This window comes from Thalassospira lucentensis, from assembly GCF_001613805.1.
GTDB classification, from domain to species: domain Bacteria; phylum Pseudomonadota; class Alphaproteobacteria; order Rhodospirillales; family Thalassospiraceae; genus Thalassospira; species Thalassospira lucentensis_A.
Map to the genome: position 1 here is coordinate 25,778 of NZ_LPVY01000008.1, position 21,642 is coordinate 47,419.

At 57.0% G+C, this 21,642-nt stretch carries 16 protein-coding genes; 11 read left to right on the forward strand and 5 right to left on the reverse strand.

The features are described from left to right. Window positions 1–31 precede the first annotated feature (31 nt). Complete coding sequence (locus AUP42_RS08670; RefSeq protein WP_062950961.1) at window positions 32–751, reverse strand: Bax inhibitor-1/YccA family protein; 720 nt, start codon at window positions 749–751, stop codon at window positions 32–34. Between the two features lie 252 nt (window positions 752–1,003). Here AUP42_RS08670 and AUP42_RS08675 point away from each other — a divergent pair, with 252 nt between their 5' ends. Together AUP42_RS08675 and AUP42_RS08680 are read left to right on the forward strand one after the other, a co-directional pair. Further along, complete coding sequence (locus AUP42_RS08675) at window positions 1,004–2,536, forward strand: hypothetical protein (protein ID WP_062950963.1); 1,533 nt, start codon at window positions 1,004–1,006, stop codon at window positions 2,534–2,536. A gap of 163 nt (window positions 2,537–2,699) precedes the next feature. After that, the gene (locus tag AUP42_RS08680) at window positions 2,700–4,316 is read left to right on the forward strand and encodes an acyl-CoA synthetase (RefSeq protein ID WP_062950965.1); all 1,617 of its coding nucleotides are present in this window, start codon (window positions 2,700–2,702) and stop codon (window positions 4,314–4,316) included. Between the two features lie 76 nt (window positions 4,317–4,392). Here the strand turns inward: AUP42_RS08680 and AUP42_RS08685 are convergent, their stop codons facing one another. Further along, entirely contained in the window at window positions 4,393–6,951 is a 2,559-nt protein-coding gene (locus tag AUP42_RS08685) for an ABC transporter permease (RefSeq protein ID WP_062950971.1), read from the reverse strand. Further along, the gene (locus tag AUP42_RS08690; RefSeq protein ID WP_082824715.1) at window positions 6,948–7,694 is read right to left on the reverse strand and encodes an ABC transporter ATP-binding protein; all 747 of its coding nucleotides are present in this window, start codon (window positions 7,692–7,694) and stop codon (window positions 6,948–6,950) included. Before AUP42_RS08690 ends, AUP42_RS08685 begins: the two co-directional genes overlap by 4 nt. 183 nt (window positions 7,695–7,877) lie before the next feature. On the opposite strand from AUP42_RS08690, the gene AUP42_RS08695 reads away from it, so the two are divergent. The 6 genes from AUP42_RS08695 to thpR all read left to right on the forward strand — a co-directional run bounded on the left by AUP42_RS08695 (window position 7,878) and on the right by thpR (window position 14,244). Then, window positions 7,878–8,636, forward strand: a complete 759-nt coding sequence (locus tag AUP42_RS08695) for an arylesterase (RefSeq protein WP_231858205.1) — start codon at window positions 7,878–7,880, stop codon at window positions 8,634–8,636. Window positions 8,637–9,541: 905 nt separating this feature from the next. Further along, entirely contained in the window at window positions 9,542–10,243 is a 702-nt protein-coding gene (locus AUP42_RS08700) for a J domain-containing protein (protein WP_062950972.1), read from the forward strand. A 164-nt stretch (window positions 10,244–10,407) separates the two neighbouring features. Beyond that, complete coding sequence (locus AUP42_RS08705) at window positions 10,408–11,526, forward strand: FIST signal transduction protein (RefSeq protein WP_062950973.1); 1,119 nt, start codon at window positions 10,408–10,410, stop codon at window positions 11,524–11,526. A 144-nt stretch (window positions 11,527–11,670) separates the two neighbouring features. Continuing rightward, a complete protein-coding gene (locus AUP42_RS08710; protein WP_062950974.1) occupies window positions 11,671–12,711 on the forward strand; it encodes an NADP(H)-dependent aldo-keto reductase in 1,041 nt (346 codons plus the stop codon). Window positions 12,712–12,763: 52 nt separating this feature from the next. Then, complete coding sequence (locus AUP42_RS08715) at window positions 12,764–13,630, forward strand: pirin family protein (RefSeq protein WP_062950976.1); 867 nt, start codon at window positions 12,764–12,766, stop codon at window positions 13,628–13,630. Window positions 13,631–13,698: 68 nt separating this feature from the next. Beyond that, the gene (gene thpR / locus AUP42_RS08720; protein ID WP_062950978.1) at window positions 13,699–14,244 is read left to right on the forward strand and encodes an RNA 2',3'-cyclic phosphodiesterase; all 546 of its coding nucleotides are present in this window, start codon (window positions 13,699–13,701) and stop codon (window positions 14,242–14,244) included. A 1,150-nt stretch (window positions 14,245–15,394) separates the two neighbouring features. Here the strand turns inward: thpR and AUP42_RS08725 are convergent. Both AUP42_RS08725 and AUP42_RS08730 read right to left on the reverse strand, forming a co-directional pair. After that, entirely contained in the window at window positions 15,395–16,099 is a 705-nt protein-coding gene (locus AUP42_RS08725; protein ID WP_062950979.1) for a GntR family transcriptional regulator, read from the reverse strand. Continuing rightward, window positions 16,096–17,460: a formimidoylglutamate deiminase gene (locus AUP42_RS08730; RefSeq protein WP_062950980.1), complete on the reverse strand. Its 1,365-nt coding sequence runs from the start codon at window positions 17,458–17,460 to the stop codon at window positions 16,096–16,098. The genes AUP42_RS08725 and AUP42_RS08730 overlap by 4 nt, the downstream gene beginning before the upstream one ends. 79 nt (window positions 17,461–17,539) lie before the next feature. Here AUP42_RS08730 and hutI point away from each other — a divergent pair, with 79 nt between their 5' ends. The 3 genes from hutI (at window position 17,540) to AUP42_RS08745 (ending at window position 21,591) form a co-directional block, all read left to right on the forward strand. After that, window positions 17,540–18,766 carry an imidazolonepropionase gene (gene hutI, locus AUP42_RS08735; RefSeq protein ID WP_062950981.1) on the forward strand — a complete coding sequence of 409 codons (1,227 nt, stop codon included), beginning with the start codon at window positions 17,540–17,542 and terminating at the stop codon, window positions 18,764–18,766. Between the two features lie 55 nt (window positions 18,767–18,821). Then, window positions 18,822–20,363 (forward strand): histidine ammonia-lyase, encoded by a 1,542-nt coding sequence (gene hutH / locus AUP42_RS08740; protein WP_062950982.1) that lies wholly within the window; start codon window positions 18,822–18,824, stop codon window positions 20,361–20,363. Between the two features lie 199 nt (window positions 20,364–20,562). Continuing rightward, window positions 20,563–21,591: an ABC transporter substrate-binding protein gene (locus AUP42_RS08745; RefSeq protein WP_231858206.1), complete on the forward strand. Its 1,029-nt coding sequence runs from the start codon at window positions 20,563–20,565 to the stop codon at window positions 21,589–21,591. Window positions 21,592–21,642 lie beyond the last annotated feature (51 nt).

The following is a 21,642-nucleotide window of genomic DNA, read 5'->3' on the forward strand; positions in this document are numbered from 1 at the left end:
GGTTTTCCGACTGCGAATGCCGGGATCAGTTCTATTCGCGATTACCGAAGAACTGAAGCAGCATTACGAACAGGTTCACGAAGTCCAGATAGAGCTGCAGGGCGCCAAAGATGGCTTTTTTGCCTGCGGTCGCCTGATCATCGTGCGCATGATAGCTTTCCTTGATCCGCTGGGTGTCATAGGCGGTCAGACCGGTAAAGATCAGAACGCCAGCACCAGAGATCACGAACTGAAGCATCGTGCTGCCAAGGAAGATGTTCACGACACTGGCCAGGATAATCCCGATCAGGCCCATGAACAGGAAGCTTCCCCAACCCGACAGGTCTTTCTTCGTCGTGTAGCCATAAAGGCTCATCGCGGCAAAGGTGCCTGCGGTGATGAAGAAGGTCCGTGCGATGCTTTCACCCGTGTAAACGAGGAAGATCGACGACAGCGACAGACCCATCAGAGCCGCATAAATCCAGAATGTGGTTTGTGCAGCGCCAAAGCTCATCTTGTGGATGCGGAAGCTCAGGAACAGGACGAGGCCGATCGGGGCCAGCATCACGATCCAGTGCAAGCCGGTTCCGAAAATCGCCTGCATCAGGGTAGGGCTGGTCGACACAGCCATCGCGACGATACCGGTCAGGGCAAGTGCGGATGCCATATAGTTGTAGACACGCAGCATATAGGCGCGGAGACCTTCATCAATCTCGGCCGCCGACCGGCCAACCGAGACGTCATAGCCGCGTTGACGCGTTTCAAAAGCCATTGAAATCCCTCTTTGATCCATAACGGGCAGAATGTTCATAGAACTCTGCGATGCTGAAAATATGGCAGGATTTCCGTGAAAAGCAACGGTTTGGCCGATGACCTTTCGTTTCGGACTGACGATATTGTGATCTTGTTCACTTGGCTGCGCGGGATGTGCTCTCGCGACTTTCTGGTCAATTCGGCCTATAATCACGTATCAGGTTTCACGAACCGTGCTTTTCTGCCGGTTGTGATTACGGATTGATCGGGCATGCGAAAAAAGTTTTTCGATATCAATGATATGTCAGAAAACCCGGATCGGTCTTTACCGGTGACTTTGCTGCGGCTTGTTGCTGGATTGCTGGTTGCCTGCATCGTTCTGCTTGTCACCCTGTCTGCGGCATCCGCCCAGAATCCAAATTTTGTCGCATCGAAAAAGGCCAACGAGATACCGGTTTTCAACGCGGTTTATCCCGAAGATGAATTTTGCGCGACAACCGGCGTGGGCGGACTTTGTGCCGCCATGCCCGTCGACGTGCCCGAATTCGATGCCAATTTCATCTATCGCTTCGTCGCCTACGAGGCACAGCGTCCTTTTGACCGTTTTTCGTGGCAATCCTTTGTTTCGCTGCTATGGCCCCATGATGATGCGGGTGCGCCGATTGCAACCGGGTATCGCCAACCCGATGCGGGGCATGGGCTTTGGGAAAGTTATGCCACCAAGAATGATGTGTTTGGTGATGTCGCAAAGGCCAATGCCTCTTGCCGCGCCGGGTTGCCTGGCGGGCATCTGCTGCTGTCGGCATTTATCCAGTCATCGGGTGATATCCTGATTGATCAGGCGGGTAATTTCATCCTGTATGACACGCGGATCAATGATGTTGCGGCTGATTATATCCGCTGGAATGGTCTTGGGACGGCGCAGGGGCGTCTGACCTTTGCCCAAAGCGGCCAGTCGGTGGAATTCCCGATGCTGACCCTGTCGGCCGGCGGAAAGGTCGCCGATAATTCGGAATTGCTCGCCAGTGACAAGACCTGGCTGACACCCGGTGCGCAACTGACGAAATTCGCCTGGCGGATCATTACCAGCCCCGCGGATCAGGATCGTTACTATACCCGCCCGGCCCGGATTGCGCTTGCTGCCGATGATACGCTTGACGGTGTTGCAAAATGCCTTGATGTCACGGTCGGACTGGTCGGGTTGCATATCGTCCAGCGGGTCAAAAGCGGTAATGGTGATCGCTGGATCTGGTCAAGCTTCGAACATGCTGACAATGCACCGCTGGCCGACAATGCCCGACGTCCCAACAGCATCATCGCAAACGACCTTTTCCCCGATGGCTGTCTGGCACCCGAAAAAACCGACCGCGATTACATCTTTTATGGCGGGGGTGAACTGGGAGGTAAAAAGGATCGCGTAGCAAACGGGATCATCAGGTCCGATCTGCGCTGGGCCGATCAGCCACCCTATGCCCGTGACCCCGATGGAAACAGGGTTGCTGCCCCCGATATTGTCCGATGCTGGCGGCTGTTTTCCGGCACGGCCGAAGCCAATTTTGTCTGGCAGCGCAAACTCGAAGGCAGTGTCTTGCAGAACTATTTTCTGCTCGGAACCCAATGGATTGGTAATGGCGGTGGGGCCCCGTTTGGTGTCGGGGAAATTCCGCGTTTTCTGACCAATACCGCACTCGAAAGCTTTATCCAGCATCAGGCCGATGGCACCTGCCTTGGCTGTCATGCCACGGCCTTTACCGATGCCGGCCAACCGGCCAATTTTACCTTCCTGCTTGATCCGGCGCGCTAGAGCCCTTTCCATTTAGATTGAACCGTTCGGTATGACACCGGGCCGTGCCTGATGGCGCATGACAAAATGGTTCATATTTGCGGATGCATCGACTAGCATGTCGCCGACCAAAACGTCGTGAAATCAAAAAATCAAAAAGACGTGGCGGATACAGGGAGGAAACATGCTGCCGGTTCGTGCGGATTACGCGTCGGTGCGTTCGGATTTTGTCTGGAACGTACCCACCCATTTCAACATTGGTGTCGATGTTTGCGACAAGTGGGCAGACGATCCGGATCGTCTTGCGCTGATGTATCGCAGGCGCGATGGTTCACGCCGCGATTACAGCTTTGCCCAGCTCAAACGTCTGTCGAACCGCTTTGCCAATGTCATGCGCCGCCATGGCATCCGGCGCGGGGATCGGGTTGGTATTCTGTTGCCACAAAGCCCCGAAACCGCCGTTGCCCATATCGCGACCTATAAAATGGGTGGTATTGCCGTGCCGCTCTTTACCCTGTTCGGGGTCGAGGCCCTTGAATACCGGCTTGGCAACTGTGCCGCCAAGGCACTGGTGACCGATCGGGAAGGGGCGCGCAAAATTGCTGAAATCCGCGATCTGCTCCCGGCCCTTGAATATGTCTATGTCATTGATGGTGCGCCTGAAGGCTGTTTTGATTTCAAGGCACTCTCGGCCGAGGCCAGCGACGATTTCGAACCGGTCAAAACGCGCGCCGATGAACCGGCCCTGATCATTTATACATCCGGCACCACCGGCCAGCCAAAAGGCGCATTGCATGCCCATCGCGTGCTGCTGGGTCATTTGCCCGGTGTCGAAATGTCGCATGATTTCTTTCCGCAGGACGGCGATGTCATGTGGACCCCGGCCGACTGGGCATGGATCGGCGGGTTGCTGGATGTGCTTTTGCCGGCCTGGCATCACGGCAAGCCGGTCGTGGCCCATCGTTTTGAAAAATTCAGTGCCGAGGCCGCCTTTGGCCTGATTGCCGAATATGGCGTGCGCAATACCTTCCTGCCGCCAACCGCGCTCAAGATGATGCGCGCCGCCGGGGATGATCTGGCGGCAAAGTTCAAATGTAATATCCGATCAATTGCAAGCGGTGGCGAAACATTGGGTGCAGAACTTCTTGATTGGGGGCGTCGGGTGTTTGGCGTTACCATCAACGAGTTTTATGGTCAGACCGAATGCAACATGGTGGTCAGTTCCTGCCAGTCGATCATGGAACCCAAACCCGGCGTCATGGGCCGCCCCGTGCCGGGGCATGATGTTGCGGTGATCGATATGGCGGGCAATGTGCTGCCTGCGGGCGAAATGGGCCGGATTGCGGTTCGGTCGCCCGATCCGGTGATGTTTCTGGAATATTGGCGCAACCCCGAAGCCACCCGCGATAAATTCATTGGCGAATGGCTTCTGACCGGCGATATGGGCGAACTTGACGAAGATGGCTATATCCGTTTTGTCGGGCGCGATGATGATCTGATCAGTTCCGCGGGTTATCGCATCGGCCCGGGCGAGATCGAGGATTGCCTGATCGGCCATCCCGCCGTACGCATGGCCGGTGTGATCGGCAAACCCGACGAACAGCGCGGCCAGATCGTCAAGGCCTTCGTCGTGCTGGCCGATGGCTTTACCCAAAGTCCGGAGCTTGAAGCCGATATCCGTGATTTCGTCAAAACCCGTCTGGCCGCCCACGAATATCCGCGTGAAATCGCCTTCATGGAACACTTGCCGATGACGACAACCGGCAAGGTCGTCCGCCGTGCCCTTCGCGATCTGGCATAATTCCAGCCGATACCAGGTCAAAATGAAAAGGGCCGGTCTGTGATGGACCAGCCCTTTTTGTTGTTGTGTGCTGATGTTACTCGTTGCGCAAAAGCGGTGCCGCAGGGCTGCGTAACGCCTGCCACGTCCCGATAAAGCCCGCCGACAGGGTCGCGAACAGACCAATCGCAATCGGGCCAAAGATAGTCATCGGCAGAAGCGTCCAGCTTGCTTCCATGATCAGCACCAGAACCGACCATGCCGCAAGACTGCCAAACAGGGCGGCAATCACCCCGGTCGCAAGCCCCAAAATCCCGTATTCCAGCGCATAGGCATAAAGGATATTGCCGCGCGTCGCCCCAAGCGTCTTGAGAACAACCGCATCATAAATCCGTTTGCGCCGCCCGGCGGCAACTGCGCCTGCAAGGACCAGCACCCCGGCGACAATCGCGATTGAACTGGTCGCGTTAAGCGCCGTTCCGATCCCGGCCAGAATGGCATTGGCGGCTTCAAGCGCCTCGCGCACGCGGATGGCCGACACATTGGGGAAATCAATGCCGATCATGCGATCAACCGGTTCTTCCATTTCGCGCGGCATATGCGCGGTTGCAATCAGGCTATAGGGCGCCTTGTCGATCAGGCCCGGCGAAAACACCATCGCGAAATTCATCCGAAGGCTTTGCCATTCGATTTCACGCCAGTTGGCAATCTCGGCGGTGATATCCCGGCCCAGCACATTGACGGTCAATGTATCACCCGGCTCCAGCGAGAATGCCTCGCCAATATCGCGCGAGATGGAAACAAGCGGCTTGGCGGCATCGTCATAATCGGCTGGCCACCATTCCCCGCGCACGATCTGGGTTTCCGGCGGCGGGCTTGCCGCAAAGGTCAGGCCACGGTCACCACGCAGGAACCAGCGATCATCCCCCGGACCAACATCATTGGCATCCACCCCGTCAATCGCAACCACGCGCCCGCGTAGCATCGGTGTTTGTTCGATATCCGAAACGTTATCTTTTTCAAGAAGTTGCGTTTTGAACTGATCCATCTGATCAGGCTGGATATCAAGGAAGAAAAACGCCGGGGCGGAGTCCGGCAAATTCTCGTTGATCTCGTGATCAAGGTTGCCCTCGATCCCCGAAATCGTCACCAGCAGCGTCAGACCAAGCCCAAGCGACAGCGCAACCGGCACCGTGCTCGCACCCGGCCGGTGCAGGTTCGCCAGCGCCAGTCGGCTAAAGGCATTCCGCCCGCCGGTCATCCGTTTTGAAAGCGATACAATTGCCTTGCCCGCCGCGGCAAAAACCGCAATCGCCAGAAGCGACCCGGCGATAAAGCCAAGCGCGATCTCGCGATCCGTCGCCGTAAACACCGTAAGCAGAAGCAACAGGATAAGCGGCACACCAACATAGGGCAGGTCACGTTTGCGAAGCGCACTGCCATTCATCAATCCCGCACTGGCCCGGAAAAGCCGTGCTGCCGGAATTTCACGTGCACGCAAAAGCGACGGCATGGCAAAGACCAGTGTGGTCAGAACGCCAAATGCGGTTGCAATCAGAAGCGACGGCAATGCCGGACCCAATGTCACATCAATCGGCAAACGCCCGGCCAGAAGCGGTGCAATGATCGCCGGTGTGACCGCCCCGATCAGAAGCCCGATACCAATCCCGACAAGCGACAGCATCAGGATTTGCAGGAAGTAAATCCGCAACACCAAACCATGCGATGCCCCGATGGATTTAAGCGTCGCGATAACGGATGTTTTGCTTTCGATATGGCTGCGCACCGCATTGGCAACCCCAATCCCGCCGACCAGCAGGGCCGAAAGCCCCACCAGCGTCAGAAACAGCGTCAGCCGTTCAATAAACCGCCGCAGGCCCGGATTGGCATCCGACACATCGCGCACGCGCCATCCGGCATCCTCGAACTGCGCGTCAAGCCGGTCGCGAAACACCTTTGGCGTTTCCGCATCATTCAGATCCAAAGCGTAATAATAATTGATCAGGCTGCCGGGCTGCACCAGCCCGGTATCGGAAAGCGCATCCATCGACACCATCAAACGCGGGCCGAAATTGAAAAAGCCAACCGCCTTGTCGGGTTCGGTTGCGATCACGCCACGCACCTGGATATTGATATCGCCAAGGCGCACCGTATCACCGACATTGATCTTCAGCCGTTCCAGAAGCCCGGCCTCGGCGACACCGCCCCAGACACCGTCCTTTTTGGAAAGCGCACCGTCAAACGCAATACCGTCGGCAAGCTCCATCTCGCCAAACAGCGGATAGACATCATCAACCGCCTTAAGCTCGACCAGTCTGCGCTGCTCCGGGCCATAGGCGGTGGCGCGCATGGTCGCAAGCTCGCCCATGCGTTCGGTATTCTCCGAAAGCCAGGTTTGCTGTTCCTCGCTTGCGGGCATATGCACAAGGCGAAGCTCGACATCCCCGCCCAGAAGGGCCCTGCCATCGCGCTCAAGCGCATTTAAAACGGATTCCGAAACGTTTCCGACCGCAGCAATTGATCCGACGCCAAGCGCCAGACAGGCCAGAAAAATGCGAAAGCCGGAAAACCCGCCGCGCAATTCCCGTCGGCAGACCCGCCAGGCAATCGACCACAGCTTTTCCGCCCCGTTGGTGGATTGGGAAATACGGCTCATATGTCGGCATCCTGTTGCGTAACGATTTCCCCGTCGCGCAGCATGATCGACCGGTCGCACCGCGATGCCAGCCCCGGATCATGCGTAATCAAAAGCAAAGTCGAACCCTTGCGTTTCGCCAGATCAAACAGCAATTCGATGATCGTTTCACCCGTGGCCCCGTCAAGATTGCCGGTCGGCTCATCCGCCAGAAGCAGTTCCGGATCGGTCGCAAGCGCACGTGCCAGTGCCACGCGCTGCTGCTCGCCACCGCTCAACTGGCCCGGATAATGCCCGATGCGATGGCCAAGCCCGACGGCCTTAAGCTCCGCCTCGGCGCGTTCAAACGCATCCTTGCGTCCGGCAAATTCCATCGGAAGGGCGACGTTTTCAAGGGCGGTCATGGTCGGCACAAGGTGGAAGTCCTGAAACACGATGCCGACATGATGGCGGCGATAAAGGGCCAGACCATCTTCATCAAGCTTGCGCAAATCCTCGCCACAGATATTGATCGTGCCTTCCTGCGCCTGTTCCAGCCCGGCAATCACCATCAAAAGCGATGTTTTGCCCGATCCCGATGGCCCGACAAGGCTGACACGTTCGCCGGCATCAATCTGGATATCGACCCCTTTGAGGATATCAACAATCCCCGCCGGTCCCTTAAGGCTCAGCTTAAGCCCGGAAACATCGACGGTACGCTGACGCCCGGCCTCGGTCGTGGCCGTGTTTTTATCCGCGATAGTGGCAGTTTCGGTAACACTCATTACAGGTCCAATCGGGCTAAGGCATTGCAAGGTTAAGGAAACGGGTTAAATAACTGTACGGAATTTAGTATCGGCGGTTCAAACTTGTTTATACCAAGGGAGCCAATAGGTAACCAATGAGTGACCAGCAGGTAACCAACGGGTAACCGTCCGTGCAGGATGACAAAACATAAGGTGAGATTTGTGGCATATACGCTGTTCGGGCAAGACCCGGCTGTTAACCAGTTCACTTTCAAACAAAAAACCGGACTTTTGGGCGGGCTTTCCCGCCGGTTGTTCCGCTGTGCCGGTATGGCTTTTGGCATTCTGATTGGCGCCATGAGCCTGTTTGGCATCCATGATGCCCAGGCGGCTGACAATGCGGCAAACAGTGCTGCGGGCAATGCCCCGCAAACCCTGATGCTTTATGGTGACAGCCTGATGGCGGGTTACGGCCTCTCGCACGAGGATGGCTTTGCCCCACGGCTTGAAGCTGCCCTTCGCGATGCCGGCCATAACGTCAAGGTCGTTAACAGCTCGGTTTCTGGCGATACGACGGCGGCGGGTCTTTCGCGCCTTGAATGGGCGCTGGTGGATGATCCCGATGTGGTGTTGCTTGAACTGGGTGCCAATGACGCGCTGCGCGGGGTGGAGCCATCCCAGACCCGCGAAAACCTTGATGCCATCATTGGAAAACTGCGCGATCGCGATGTTGCTGTTCTGCTGGCCGGAATGATGGCACCACCCAATATGGGCAAGGAATACGGGGCTGAATTCAATGAAATCTACCCCGAACTGGCAGCAGAATATCAGCTCGCCTTCTATCCCTTCTTCCTTGATGGGGTCGCCGCCGATTCCAGCCTTAATCAGGATGACGGCATCCATCCCAATGCCGATGGGGTCAAGGTGATCGTTGAACGCATCCTGCCGCAGGTGATTAACGTGCTGGAAGCCGATTCCTGATTTTGCAGATCATCTGACGATCCAAAGGCTGTGACGCCCGTCACAGCCTTTGTCGTTTTTGGGCGGATTTCTGAAAAACCGTTCAATAACAATGTGGTAAAGGGTGTCAAAATGCGCCCGGACGGGTGTGGAACCGCCCCGCAGGCACGGCAATTTCGTCGAAATCCAACCAAAAAACTACATTCGTAGATAGAATTAGAAAACAAACCGAAACGATACTGTCGCCATAGCCGTGATCCATCGGGCGGAAACTGGAAATTCGAATTAAATCAAATTAAATCAATTGTTTAATGTATTGCGGGCGAGGGTTCAAAATCATCAAAATGGACCCGAAAACGGGCAAAAACCGCTCAAAACACCTGATCAGGTGTGAAATTAACACACCATTTACTTTCGGTTATGTTTCGAATATTGCCACATGCAACTGCATTTGTAGGTAACACGCTTTGGTATGACCACGACGCAGCAGACCGGCACACCGGATGGATGAAAATGCCGGAAGCCCACCCAACTGCAATGCACTTCCGGAAATCCAGAATAATCATTTCATAACAATGAATTACCGGAAAATTGCCGCGTTCCTTTGTGCCCGGAAGGCCGTCGCGGATTTTTGCTGATGAAACACCAAAGATGCGTCAGGCGAAATTCTGCCAAAACCAAAAATATCATTTAATATCAATGTATTAAATTGGGTCATCTTCTCAAAATATCAACCCAAAACCGCCGATTTTCCCTGTGGATGAATCGGAAGCGATTCAATTTTGCCTACAAACGCAGTTGCAGGCCGAGTCCCCGACCGCTACACTTTGCCTCAACAGGCAGTTTCACGAACGGCAATATCTGAAAGCGTCATCTAACAGGCTGATTTCAAAGCTGAAAATAGGGCAGGGGGCGATAAAGGGGCGATGGCAACACAATCCGTCAAACAATCCTATACCATTCCATGTTCATCGGTTTTCCGTGATGCCGTTCTGGCGCTGGCGACCAAGCGCGGTGTGAATGCCGCCGATCTGGCGCGTTCCGTCATGCTGATTGTGCCCCAGGGCGCGATTGAGGATTACGAGGATCCGGGTGATCCGCCCCCCGGTGATCGCGAAACCATCGTCCTGAAATCCGGCCCCGCCGAAGGCCGCCCCTGGCGGCGCAAACCAAGGCTGCAATTGCGTTTGCCACCGGGGCATTCGATCATCGCGGTGCGCAAGGCGCTCAACATGGCGCTTCATTTTGACAAGGGCGAGGTCAAGATGCGCGTTGAAAAGGCCGACATCCTTGCTGCCGAACGCAAGGCCCTTGAAGAAGCCCACGCGATGAAAAAGCGGCAGCACGAGCCACCGGTCGAACTTCTGCAATCGCGCGAGGAACTCGAACGTCTGCGCGCCATCGTCGATAATCTGGCGTTCGAACCGCTTGATCGCGGGGTCACGACCTTTAACGAAGCCCTGCATGTCATGGGTTTTGCGCCCAATGCCCGGCCCGACATAAAGTCGATCCGCGCCAAATATCGCGTTCTGGCCGCCATCCACCACCCCGACAGCAATTATGGATCGCATCAACGCATGACGCAGCTTAATGCCGCCATGGACCTGTTGCGCCGGCATATTGCCTGACGGGTTACAGGCTTTGTCGTGGCGGGAATGAAATCTTTAGTCCGCCCATTGTGAATAGCCCACCCGAATGCTTAGATAGAGCTTGGATAATGCTTGGATAACCACAAGACCAAGAAAACGGACCGCCACATCATCAGGCAGGTTTTCAAAAAGCGGGAGAATGCATGACGGCTGAATTTCATGCGGCACATGCCAGCGGGGAAAATTGGGCAGCAGTCGCCACCGAACTGGCCGATCAATTGCAAACACAGCCATTGCCGCAACAGGCACTGGCTTTTTTATATGTGTCCGAGGCACTGGCCGCCGATCTTGGCAGCATCCTGACTTTCCTGCGCTCCCGCCTGTCGCTTGAACACTGGGTCGGCACCGTCGGCATTGGCGTCTGCGGATCAGGCCGCGCCTATTTCGGCGTTCCGGCGGCCTCCGTCATGGTCGCCCAGATCGACCCGGACGATTTTCATATTTTCGAACCGCTTAAAACCGATGCCGATCTTGATGCGCCGGAATTGCAGCGCGCGATTGATCGCCTGCAACCGATCTTTGGTCTTGTCCATGGCGATCCGGCGGCCCCGGAAAGTCTCGCAACACTGTCCGAACTGGCACGCATGGGCTCAACCTATCTGGTGGGCGGTATTGCATCGGGCGAACGTGGTGCCCCGCAAATTGCCGACAGGGTCGTTAATGGCGGCCTGTCGGGTGTTCTGTTTGCCGGCAAGACAATGGTACAGGTCGGCATCAGTCAGGCCTGCACCCCGGTCGGGCCGGTGCATCGCGTGACCGAGGGACGCGAAGGAATTATCGCCACCCTTGATGACCGTCCGGCACTCGACGTTTTCAAATCGGAAATGGAAGCCGACGGCAGCGAACATTCCATCGCCTCGGGCCGCTATCACGTCGCCCTGATGGTGCCGGGGTCGGACACCGGCGATTTTGTTGTCCGCAACCTGATGGGGGTCGATCCGCACAACAACCTGATGGCCATCAGTGGCGATGTGCAGGTGGGCGATACCATCCGTTTTGTCCGGCGTGACGGTGTTGCCGCCGAACAGGATTTGCGCCGCATGCTGGCTGATTTGCAAAAACGCCTGCCGGGCAAGCCGCGTGGCGCGCTTTATTGCAGTTGTGTCGCCCGCGGGCCGCATCTGTTTGGCACCGAAAGCCGCGAAATGATGATCATCCGCGATGAAATCGGTGATCTGCCGCTCACCGGATTTTACGGCAGTGGCGAGGTCTGCAATGATCGCTTTTACAGCTATACCGGGGTTCTGACCCTGTTCATCTAGGGTCGAATACGTCGAAAATTCATTGCAATTCCATGATGTTGCAAGAAAATTCGCGCTAAAAGCTTTCATCACTCCGCGACCGGGATATATTCATACCATTGAAAATAAAGTGCGCCCAATCAGGGCGTAAAAGGGGATTGATCTATGGAATATCGTCGATTGGGACGAACTGACATCAATGTCAGTGTCATTTGTCTGGGCACCATGACCTGGGGCCAGCAGAACAGCCAGGACGAAGCTTTCGAACAGCTTGACTACGCCACCAGTAACGAAGTCAATTTCATCGATACCGCCGAAATGTATCCGGTTCCGGCGATGGAAGAAACCTTCACCAAAACCGAAACCATCATCGGCAACTGGCTTGAAAAACGCGGTCGCCGAGATGATTTGGTGATCGCCACCAAGATTGTCGGCCCGGCCGAACGTTTTCCCTATGTCCGGGGCGGCCCGCGCCTGACCCGCGCACAGATCAACGAGGCGATTGACGGCTCGCTCAAACGGCTCAAAACCGACTATGTCGATATCTATCAGCTCCATTGGCCGGACCGGAATTCCAACTTCTTTGGCAAGCTCGGTTACGTCCATGACGCGAACGAGGAATTCACCCCGATCGAGGAATCCCTCGAAGCCCTGCATGATCTGGTGCAGGCGGGCAAAATCCGTCATATCGGGCTGTCGAACGAAACCCCGTGGGGCTTGATGAAGTTCCTTGAACTGGCCGAGAAAAAGGGCTGGCCGCGCGTGGTTTCGGTGCAGAACCCCTATGGGCTTTTGAACCGCACCTATGAAGTCGGTCTGGCGGAATGCTCGATCCGCGAAGATGCTGGTCTTCTGGCGTATTCGCCGTTGGGCGGTGGGGCATTGTCGGGCAAATATATCGGCGGTGCGCGGCCCGAAGGCGCACGGACAACCATCTGGCCGCAATATTTCGGCCGTTACCTGACCGAAAATGGCATCAAGGCGACAATGGCCTATGTCAAACTCGCCAAGGATAACGGGCTTGATCCCGCGCAGATGGCGCTGGCTTACGTCAATACCCGCCCGTTCCTGACCGCCAACATCATCGGCGCGACCAGCATGGAACAGCTCAAATCCAATATCGGCTCTGCCTATGTCGAACTGTCCGACGACGTTCTGGCCGAGATCGAGAAAATCCAGACCACCTGGCCGAACCCTTGCCCGTAAGGCGGGTACGAACCAGATTAGTCTGAAGCAGACCTAAAAAAGGAGGCGGCGCATGTCCACACTGATTTCTGGCAAGGAAGCCAATCTTGGTCCCCTGTCCGTGCGCCGCGTCCTGCCACATCGGGATGTCCGGTCTGTCGGTCCGTTTGTGTTTTTTGATCGCATGGGACCGGCATCGTTCGAACCGGGGCAGGGGGTTGACGTTGCCCCGCATCCCCATATCGGCCTTGCCACCGTCACCTATCTTTTCGAAGGTGCGATCCGCCATCATGACAGCCTTGGCAGTCTTCTGGAAATCCAGCCGGGCGATCTGAACTGGATGAGTGCCGGGCGCGGCATCACCCATTCCGAACGCGAAACCGATGCGGTGCGCAACAGCCATCATAAACTCGATGGCCTGCAATTGTGGGCGGCCCTTCCCGAAGACGAAGAAGAATCCGATCCGGAATTTTTCCATATCGCCAGGGATGACCTGCCGGTCATTGACGATGCCGGCTTGCATATGCGCCTGATCGCGGGCGAGGCCTTTGGCAAAACCGCCCCGGTTCCGGTCAAATCCAAGCTGTTTTACCTTGATGTCCACATGGATGCCGGTGCGCAGCTTCTGCTGCCCGGTGAAAATCAGGAAGCCGCCCTTTATGTCGTTTCCGGCAACCTGCGCATCGACGGCGATTTGTATGAACCGGAAAACTTCATTTATGTCCCGCCCGAAGAAATTCCCGATATCGTCGCCCAATCCGATTGTCGCGTGATGCTGCTCGGCGGATTGCCGGTCGGTTATCGCCATATCTGGTGGAACTTCGTTTCCAGTTCCAAGGAACGGATTGATAAGGCCAAGGCCGACTGGGCCGCGGGCCGTTTCCCGCAAATCCCGGGCGAGGATGACATCATCCCGCTTCCGGGCCGTTCGACCGGATAAATATCGGGCGGTCGCCCGCTTAAAGATCAAATCCCCATCTGCCAGATTGTCGTGCGTGAGTTCCGAATATGCGTTTGTTTGTTGGCGTCGAAATCCCGGCTGATATTGCCGACGATCTTTACCCGTTGGCGCGCGGGATCAGGGGGCTTGATGCCCAGACCCCGGAAAACATGCACATCACGCTGAAATTCATCGGCAATGTCGATCCCGGTCTGGCCCGTGAAATCGATGCGGCCCTGTCCGAACTCCCGTTCGAACCCTTCGATCTTCGCGTGCAGGGCCTTGGCATCTTCGCATCCGCCCGGAAGCTTCGCATTTTCTGGGCCGGTGTCGCAGATCAACCCGCCTTGCACAGTCTTGCAAACCGTGTGGAAAAGGCATTGCTGCGGCTCGAAGAATGCCCGGACATGGATATGCGCAAATTCAATCCGCACATCACTCTGGGCCGCAACCGCGACGCCGCCCGTGCGACTGTCGAACAGGCGGTGGCCGACAATATCGGCCTGACATCCCGAACTTTCACCATCGACCGCTTCTGCCTCTACGAAAGCCACTCAACCGTCGATGGTCCCGAATTCCGGGTGGTCGCGGCCTATGACGGATCAAACGGGTAATGCTTCCATTGCCCTGTTTTCCCCCCATGACCACGGCAACATGATGGCGACAACAGCAGGACACCCAACCCCAAACCGGACGTCCCGCAACTGACGAAGCCCGAACAAATCTGGGGCCCCACAGACGACCATCATGCTCACGGCCGGCGCCACAGCGACAGGACTTCGGGCAACGCCGGACAAATCCCGACCTTTCGCCAGCCTCACCACCAGACACCTTCAGACCGCCCGGCGGCTCGTTGCCCGCCCTGGCCACGGCCACAAGCTGCCACCCCGGCCTCCAGACACACCACGGGCGGCTGCCATCTTCACCAGCAAACGGATTTCGGGCGCGCTGCCCCCAACCTGTCCACCGTCGACGGGGCATGGTCCGATGCTACCCTGTTGCCTCTTCCGGCAAATCCTCCACAGCGACTTCCGGCGACACGGCACTTTCGGCAACGCTGGACAAACCTCGGGCACCCACCAGCCCCGCCGACAGACGGTCCAATGGCTGCCCACAACCTCGCTGCCCGCTACAGCCACTTCCGGCAATGGCATGACCCACGGAGCCCGGACAAACTTCGGGCCTCCAGCAACCTCGCCAACTGACGCCCCACGGACCGCCCACTGGCTCGTTGCCCGCTCCGGCCAAGGCGGCAACCTGCCACCACGGCGTCCAGACACACCTCGGGCCGCTGCCATTTTTACCGACAGACGGTCTTCGGGCGTACTGCCCCCAACCTGTCCACCACCGACGGGCCGCAATCCGATGCCGCCACTGCTGCCATTGCTGCCTCTTTCGGCAAATTCGGGGTCCTTTCCCCGACAAGACGCATCTCTCCCATCATGACAAATAAGCGTTTTTGAAGCGTGTTAGAACCTGCCCAGAATGCCGCCGTAATGGCTCCGCCATCCGCCGCCCCATATCCTGCGGGCTGCCTCGCCGCCCTGCCTCAATCCTTGCCGCTGCATCCTGATCACCTCTTTGATCCGGCCCCAAACGCAAAAACCCGCAGAGCCTGTAAGGCTTTGCGGGTTTCGGTCCGGGCGCTTTTCTCCCGTTGACTTGACTGTTATGACACAATTAAAAGAACAAATCAAGAACTTTTTTAGGGAATCTGAAAAAAAGGGGCGGATATGCGCAGAAACCAAAGGCTCTGCGGAAGGTCTAAAGTGCCGTATGCATCCGGTATCCCGGCGCAAACACCAGCCGGGCGGAGGTAATGCCCTTTTCCCCCTCCCAGGTCGTGCGTTCGATCAGGAACAGCGGTTCATTCTTTTGGGTGCGCAGGATTTTGGCTTCGTTTTCGGATGCTAGCACGGCGGAAAATGAAATGTCGCCCTTGGTGTAGGGGGCATGGAGCACCAGCCATTCATTGGCACTGATCTTTGACAGATCAGCATCAACAATTTCCGGGGTGGCGGCGACCGAGACCCAGCGTTCTTCAAACATGTAGGGTTTGCCATCGGCCAGATGCAGCGACGTGATATGCAGCATGTCGCTATCCGCGGTGACGCCCAGATTGGCGCAGATTTCCGGCGGCGGGCTTCGGCGTTCGCTTAACAGCAGGCCATAGGTATATTTCTGGCCGCGGCCCTCGATCTCAAGCCGTATGACCGGGATGTCGAGCCGCGCACGTCGCACCGGGTGGGCGGCAACACGGGTTCCGGCCTTGCGGCGGCGATCAAGGAAGCCCTCGGCGGCAAGTTCGCGGAGCGCCCGGTTGACGGTCGCACGCGCACAGCCCAGTTCCTCGGCCAGCTCGACTTCCTTGGGGATCTGGTCGCCGGGTTTCCATTCACGGGTGTGAATGCGGCGCAGGACCTCGTCATGGACCGATTGCCAGTTTGTCAGTTCCGTGGTGGTGCTCACACCGCTTCCTTGAGTTGTTCCATCACCTTGCGATACCGGCCCGTGATCGTATCGTGTGCGATATGGCGGCCCTCGGTCACGACATGGCGACCGGCCGACCAGACATCACGCACCATGCGATCATCTCCGGCAAAGACATATGTATCGAGGATCGTATCGCCTGTCCGACCGATAAGGTCAACTGCCGCGCCATCAAGCGCCATCAGATCGGCCAGTGCGCCGACCTCGATCCGGCCGGCATCGCGGCCTGCGGCCTGTGCGCCACCCTTGGCAACCGCATCAAACAACCGGCGTGCGGTGGATTTTTCCGGGGTGGCAAGGGCGGCACGCGATTTATCGCGAAGACGCTGGCTGTATTCCAGTGTCCGGAGTTCTTCGGAAAGCGAGATACGGATATTGGAATCCGATCCGACGCCAATGGTACCGCCCGCATTCAGATACCGCACACCATCAAAAATACCGTCGCCAAGGCTGCTTTCGGTGATCGGGCAAAGTCCGGCAACCGCACCGGTGTTGGCGAGTCCAAGCGTCTCGTGTTCCTGCATCTGCGTGCAATGGATCAGGCACCAGTTTTCATCGACATCGGCATTTTCAAGCAGCCATTCGACCGGGCGCTTGCCCCAGGATGCCGCGACCTCCTCAACCTCGGCGACCTGTTCAGCGAGATGCATGTGAACAGGGCCGTCCTTTGACAGGCGCGTGGTGGCGATCAGGTCCTCCCGCCCAACGGCACGCAGCGAATGGGGGGCCACCCCCATGCGGGTGTCGGACGGCAGGGATTTTAACGCCTTTTCGCTTTCCTCATACAGTTTGGCAAAGCGTTCCGGATCATTGCCAAACCGGATTTGTCCCGCGCCAAGCGGGCGTTTGTCACAACCACCGAACTGGTAATGCACCGGCAAAAGGGTCAGGCCGATACCGGTGATGTTTGCTGCGGCAGCAATGCGTTCGGCCATCTCGGCGACATTGTCATAGGGAACGCCGCCCGGTTGATGGTGCAGGTAATGGAACTCGGTATTGTTGGCGTAACCGGCTTCGAGCATTTCCATTTGCACAAAGGCCGCAATGTCCTGCACGTGATCCGGGGTGAGCTGATCCAGAAAGCGGAACATCAATTGCCGCCATGTCCAGAAGGTATCGCGGGGATCGGGGCCACGTCTTTCGGTCAGTCCTGCCATCGAACGCTGGAACGCGTGGCTATGCAGGTTTGATATCGCGGGCAAAAGCGTGCCAACACGGTTGCCAGCAGCAGGGGAATCGGCCTGAACCCTAGTGATTCTGCCGCTTTCATCGATCTCGATCAGAACGTTGTTTTCCCAACCCGAAGTCGTAAGTGCCTGATTTGCACAGATAACCGTCATTGCCTATACCCGTCTTGACAGTGATATTATGTACGTACATATTATATTTAATAACAGACTTATCAAGGGTGAGCTTTACATGCTTTTGGGAAATGCGAAAATTGTCGCGATCGATAAAGCGCCGGGCAAAGATCAACTGTCATATTGCATGATTGATAATGGTGCCGTCGCGATCGAGGGCGAGAAAATCGTCTGGGTCGGCGATGCCGACGCGATCCCCGAAGACTATAAAGACAGCAAAAAATTTCCTTATCGTGACCTTGGCGGGCGGTTGGTCACACCGGCCCTGAGTGATTGTCATACCCATGTCGTGCATGGCGGCAACCGTGCCGTTGAATTCGAAATGCGCCTGCAAGGCGCAAGTTACGAGGAAATCGCCCGTGCAGGCGGTGGTATCGTTTCAACCGTAAGCGCAACGCGCGCCGCAAGTGTCGAAGAATTGCTGGCAAGTGCCCTGCCGCGGGTTGATGCGCTGCTGGCCGAGGGTGTAGCCGTGATCGAGGTCAAATCCGGCTACGGTCTGGACCGCGAGACGGAACTGAACATGCTGCGCGCCGCCCGCGCGATTGAAAAACATCGTTCGGTCCGGATCAAAACCACCTTCCTTGGTGCCCATGCCACCCCGGCGGAATTCAAGGGTGAACCGGATCGTTATATAGACGAGGTCTGCATCCCGACTTTGCGCGCCGCCCATGCCGAAGGGCTGGTCGATGCGGTTGACGGTTTCTGCGAAGGCATCGCGTTCGATACCGCACAGATTGCGCGCGTGTTTGATGTCGCCCGCGCGCTTGGCATCCCGGTCAAACTGCATGCCGAGCAGCTTTCAAATATCGGCGGTACCAAACTGGCGGCAGATTATGGTGCGCTGTCGGTTGATCATGTCGAATATGCCAACGAAGAAGACGCGATGGCGATGGCCAAATCCGGCTCGGTCGCGGTCCTGTTGCCCGGCGCGTTTTATACCCTGCATGAAAAACATTTGCCGCCCGTCGCTGCCTTTCGAAAGCATGGCGTGCCAATGGCGGTTGCAACCGATTGCAATCCGGGCACATCGCCACTGATGTCGATCCTGCTGACGATGAATATGTCCTGCACGTTATTCCGCCTGACCCCCGAAGAAGCCTTGGTCGGCGCAACCGCCCATGCCGCCCGTGCACTGGGACTGTCCGATACCGGGCAAGTTAAGTCGGGCATGCGTGCCGATCTGGCGATCTGGAATGTGTCACACCCGGCAGAGCTTTCATACCGCATCGGGTTCAACCCGCTGTTTGAACGTATTTTCGGTGGGGTTCCGGTCGCGCGCTAGGCGCATCGAAACTCTGCCCACGCGCCCCGAAACCTGTATTCGACAAGGATGCAAAATGACCGTCACCCTGATCCCCGCTTCGGTGAAACTGGCCGATCTTGAACATATCTGGCGCAGTCAGGCCGCCGTGAAGCTGGACCTGTCGGCCAAGGCCGGGGTCGAGGCCGCCCATGCGATGGTCCGTGCCGCCGCCGACGGCAGCGATGCGGTCTACGGGGTTAATACCGGTTTTGGCAAGCTGGCGTCGGTCAAGATTGCGACCAAGGATACCGAAACCCTGCAACGCAACCTGATCCTCAGCCATTGCTGCGGCGTGGGTTATGCGCTTGATATTCCGACCACGCGTCTGATGATGGCGTTGAAATTGCTCTCGCTCGGGCGGGGTGCATCGGGTGTGCGCTGGGACATTATCGACCTGATCGAGGGGATGCTGGAATATGGCGTAACCCCGGTTGTCCCGTCACAAGGATCGGTCGGTGCATCGGGCGATCTGGCACCACTTGCCCACATGACGGCTGTCATGATCGGGGCGGGCGAAGCGGTTTATCGCGGCGAAACCATGGCCGGTGCGGATGCCCTGAAAAAGGCTGGTCTGACGCCGGTGGTTCTTGGCCCGAAAGAAGGCCTTGCCCTGATTAACGGCACGCAGTTTTCAACCGCATGTGCATTGGTCGGCCTGTTTTCAGCCTGGCGCAACGCGGCAAGCTCGATTGTGACCGCCTCGCTTTCGACCGATGCGATCATGGGATCGACCGCCCCGCTGGTGGATGAAATCCATACGCTGCGCGGCCATCCGGGGCAGATCAATGTCGCGCGGTCGATGCGCGCCTTGATGGACGGATCCGAAATTCGCGAAAGCCATCGCGAAGGCGATACCCGCGTTCAGGACCCGTATTGCATCCGCTGCCAGCCGCAGGTGACCGGGGCGGCCATGGATTTGCTGCGCTTTGCCGGGCAAACGCTGGAGATCGAGGCCAATGCGGTCACCGATAATCCTCTGGTTCTTAAAGAAGATGGCCGGATTGTTTCGGGCGGCAATTTCCATGCCGAACCGGTGGCCTTTGCCGCCGATCAGATCGCGCTTGCCGTTGCCGAAATCGGGGCGATTGCCCAGCGCCGCGTGGCATTGATGGTTGATCCGACACTTTCACATGACCTGCCGCCGTTCCTGACGCCGGATCCGGGTTTGAATTCCGGTCTGATGATTGCCGAGGTCACAACGGCAGCGCTTATGAGCGAGAACAAGCATCTTGCCAATCCGTGTTCGACCGACAGCACCCCCACAAGTGCTAATCAGGAAGATCATGTGTCGATGGCCGCCCACGGCGCACGCCGGCTGGCACGGATGAATGCCAACCTTTCCTACATTCTGGGGGTCGAGCTGATCTGTGCGGCACAGGGCGTTGAATTCCGCCGCCCGCTGAAAACCAGTGCCGGTTTGCAGGACGTTCTGGCGATGGTCCGCAAAGACATTCCAAGCGTCGAACAGGACCGCTACATGGCCCCGGATCTGGCGAAGGCCGCGGAACTGGTAACCGATGGCAGCCTTGTTTCGGCCGCGAAACTTTCGGGTTTTGTCGTCGGGGGACAGGCGTAAGGACATCAAAAGTTTTCGGATCACCGGTGCAAAAACCGGTGATCCGGGGAAATCCCCGCAATCGTCAAAAGCGAGGCGGCAAAAAGAAAAAGGGTCGGTGGCAACGATCACCACGCAAGGGAAGAAACCGGCTGACCTTCGGGTCTGTCCAAAAAGCAAAAGTGCCGAACGCATTTTGAACAGAGGGGCTACCATGTCTATGAAACACATTAAAACCACGGGCCTTGCTGCAATTGTTGCACTTGGTCTTTCGACGACGGGTGCAAGCGCATCCTATTGCAGTGACGGCAATACCGTGAAATTTGCCGGTATCAGCTGGGAAAGCGGGGCATTCATTACCGAAGTGATAATGAACATCCTTGAGACCGGCTACGATTGCCAGGTGGATTCCATTCCGGGCAATTCGATCACGCTCGAACAGGCGGTTGCCAATAACGACATTCAGATTTTTGCCGAAGAATGGCTTGGCCGCAGCGACATCTGGAACAAGGCCGTTGATCAGGGCAAGGTTGTTGCCATTGGCAAAACCTTTGTCGGCGCCAGCGAAGGCTGGTTCGTACCTGATTACGTGATCAAGGGTGACGAAAAGCGCGGCATCGAGCCGATGGCACCTGACCTTAAAAGTGTGAGCCAGCTTTCCGATCCGAAATATGTCGAACTGTTCACCGATCCGGAAGAACCGTCCAAGGGCCGTTTCCTGAATTGCCCATCCGGCTGGACCTGCGAGGGGATCAGTACCGCAAAGCTCGAAGCCTATCAGCTTGACGATCATTACGTGAACTTCCGCCCGGGCACGGGTACCGCACTCGACGCGGCGATCAAGTCGGCATATCTGCAGGGCGAACCGCTTCTGTTCTATTACTGGTCGCCGACCGCGATGATGGGCAAGTTCAACCTGATCCAGCTTGATGAACCGGCTTATAGCGATGCGTGCTGGGCGGAACTTTCGAAATCCGATGGCAAGCGCGAGGAAGCATGCGCGTTTCCGAGTGTCGATGTTGCCTATGGCGTGAACAGTACCTTTGCCAAAGAGGCACCGGAAATCGCAGCCATTCTTGAAAAGGCAACCTTCCCGCTTGAAGACGTCAATGGCAGCCTTGCCTATATGGCTGACAACGAAGTCGATGCCGATGTTGCCGCGAAGGAATTCCTGAAAACCAAGGCGGATGTCTGGGGTGAATGGGTTTCGCCCGAGGCAAAGGCGAAGATCGAAGACAGCCTCAAGTAAGTCTGTCGGACTGCGTTCTCCTGCCGGAATGTCGGCAGGAGAACCGTTTCG

Excerpts from the sequence above, each read along its gene's own strand:
- AUP42_RS08670 (WP_062950961.1), bottom strand. The coding sequence starts at position 751 with ATGGCTTTTGAAACGCGTCAACGCGGCTATGACGTCTCGGTTGGCCGG.
- AUP42_RS08675 (WP_062950963.1), top strand. The coding sequence starts at position 1,004 with ATGCGAAAAAAGTTTTTCGATATCAATGATATGTCAGAAAACCCGGAT.
- AUP42_RS08680 (WP_062950965.1), top strand. The coding sequence starts at position 2,700 with ATGCTGCCGGTTCGTGCGGATTACGCGTCGGTGCGTTCGGATTTTGTC.
- AUP42_RS08685 (WP_062950971.1), bottom strand. The coding sequence starts at position 6,951 with ATGAGCCGTATTTCCCAATCCACCAACGGGGCGGAAAAGCTGTGGTCG.
- AUP42_RS08690 (WP_082824715.1), bottom strand. The coding sequence starts at position 7,694 with ATGAGTGTTACCGAAACTGCCACTATCGCGGATAAAAACACGGCCACG.
- AUP42_RS08700 (WP_062950972.1), top strand. The coding sequence starts at position 9,542 with ATGGCAACACAATCCGTCAAACAATCCTATACCATTCCATGTTCATCG.
- AUP42_RS08705 (WP_062950973.1), top strand. The coding sequence starts at position 10,408 with ATGACGGCTGAATTTCATGCGGCACATGCCAGCGGGGAAAATTGGGCA.
- AUP42_RS08710 (WP_062950974.1), top strand. The coding sequence starts at position 11,671 with ATGGAATATCGTCGATTGGGACGAACTGACATCAATGTCAGTGTCATT.
- AUP42_RS08715 (WP_062950976.1), top strand. The coding sequence starts at position 12,764 with ATGTCCACACTGATTTCTGGCAAGGAAGCCAATCTTGGTCCCCTGTCC.
- thpR (WP_062950978.1), top strand. The coding sequence starts at position 13,699 with ATGCGTTTGTTTGTTGGCGTCGAAATCCCGGCTGATATTGCCGACGAT.
- AUP42_RS08730 (WP_062950980.1), bottom strand. The coding sequence starts at position 17,460 with ATGACGGTTATCTGTGCAAATCAGGCACTTACGACTTCGGGTTGGGAA.
- hutI (WP_062950981.1), top strand. The coding sequence starts at position 17,540 with ATGCTTTTGGGAAATGCGAAAATTGTCGCGATCGATAAAGCGCCGGGC.
- hutH (WP_062950982.1), top strand. The coding sequence starts at position 18,822 with ATGACCGTCACCCTGATCCCCGCTTCGGTGAAACTGGCCGATCTTGAA.
- AUP42_RS08745 (WP_231858206.1), top strand. The coding sequence starts at position 20,563 with ATGAAACACATTAAAACCACGGGCCTTGCTGCAATTGTTGCACTTGGT.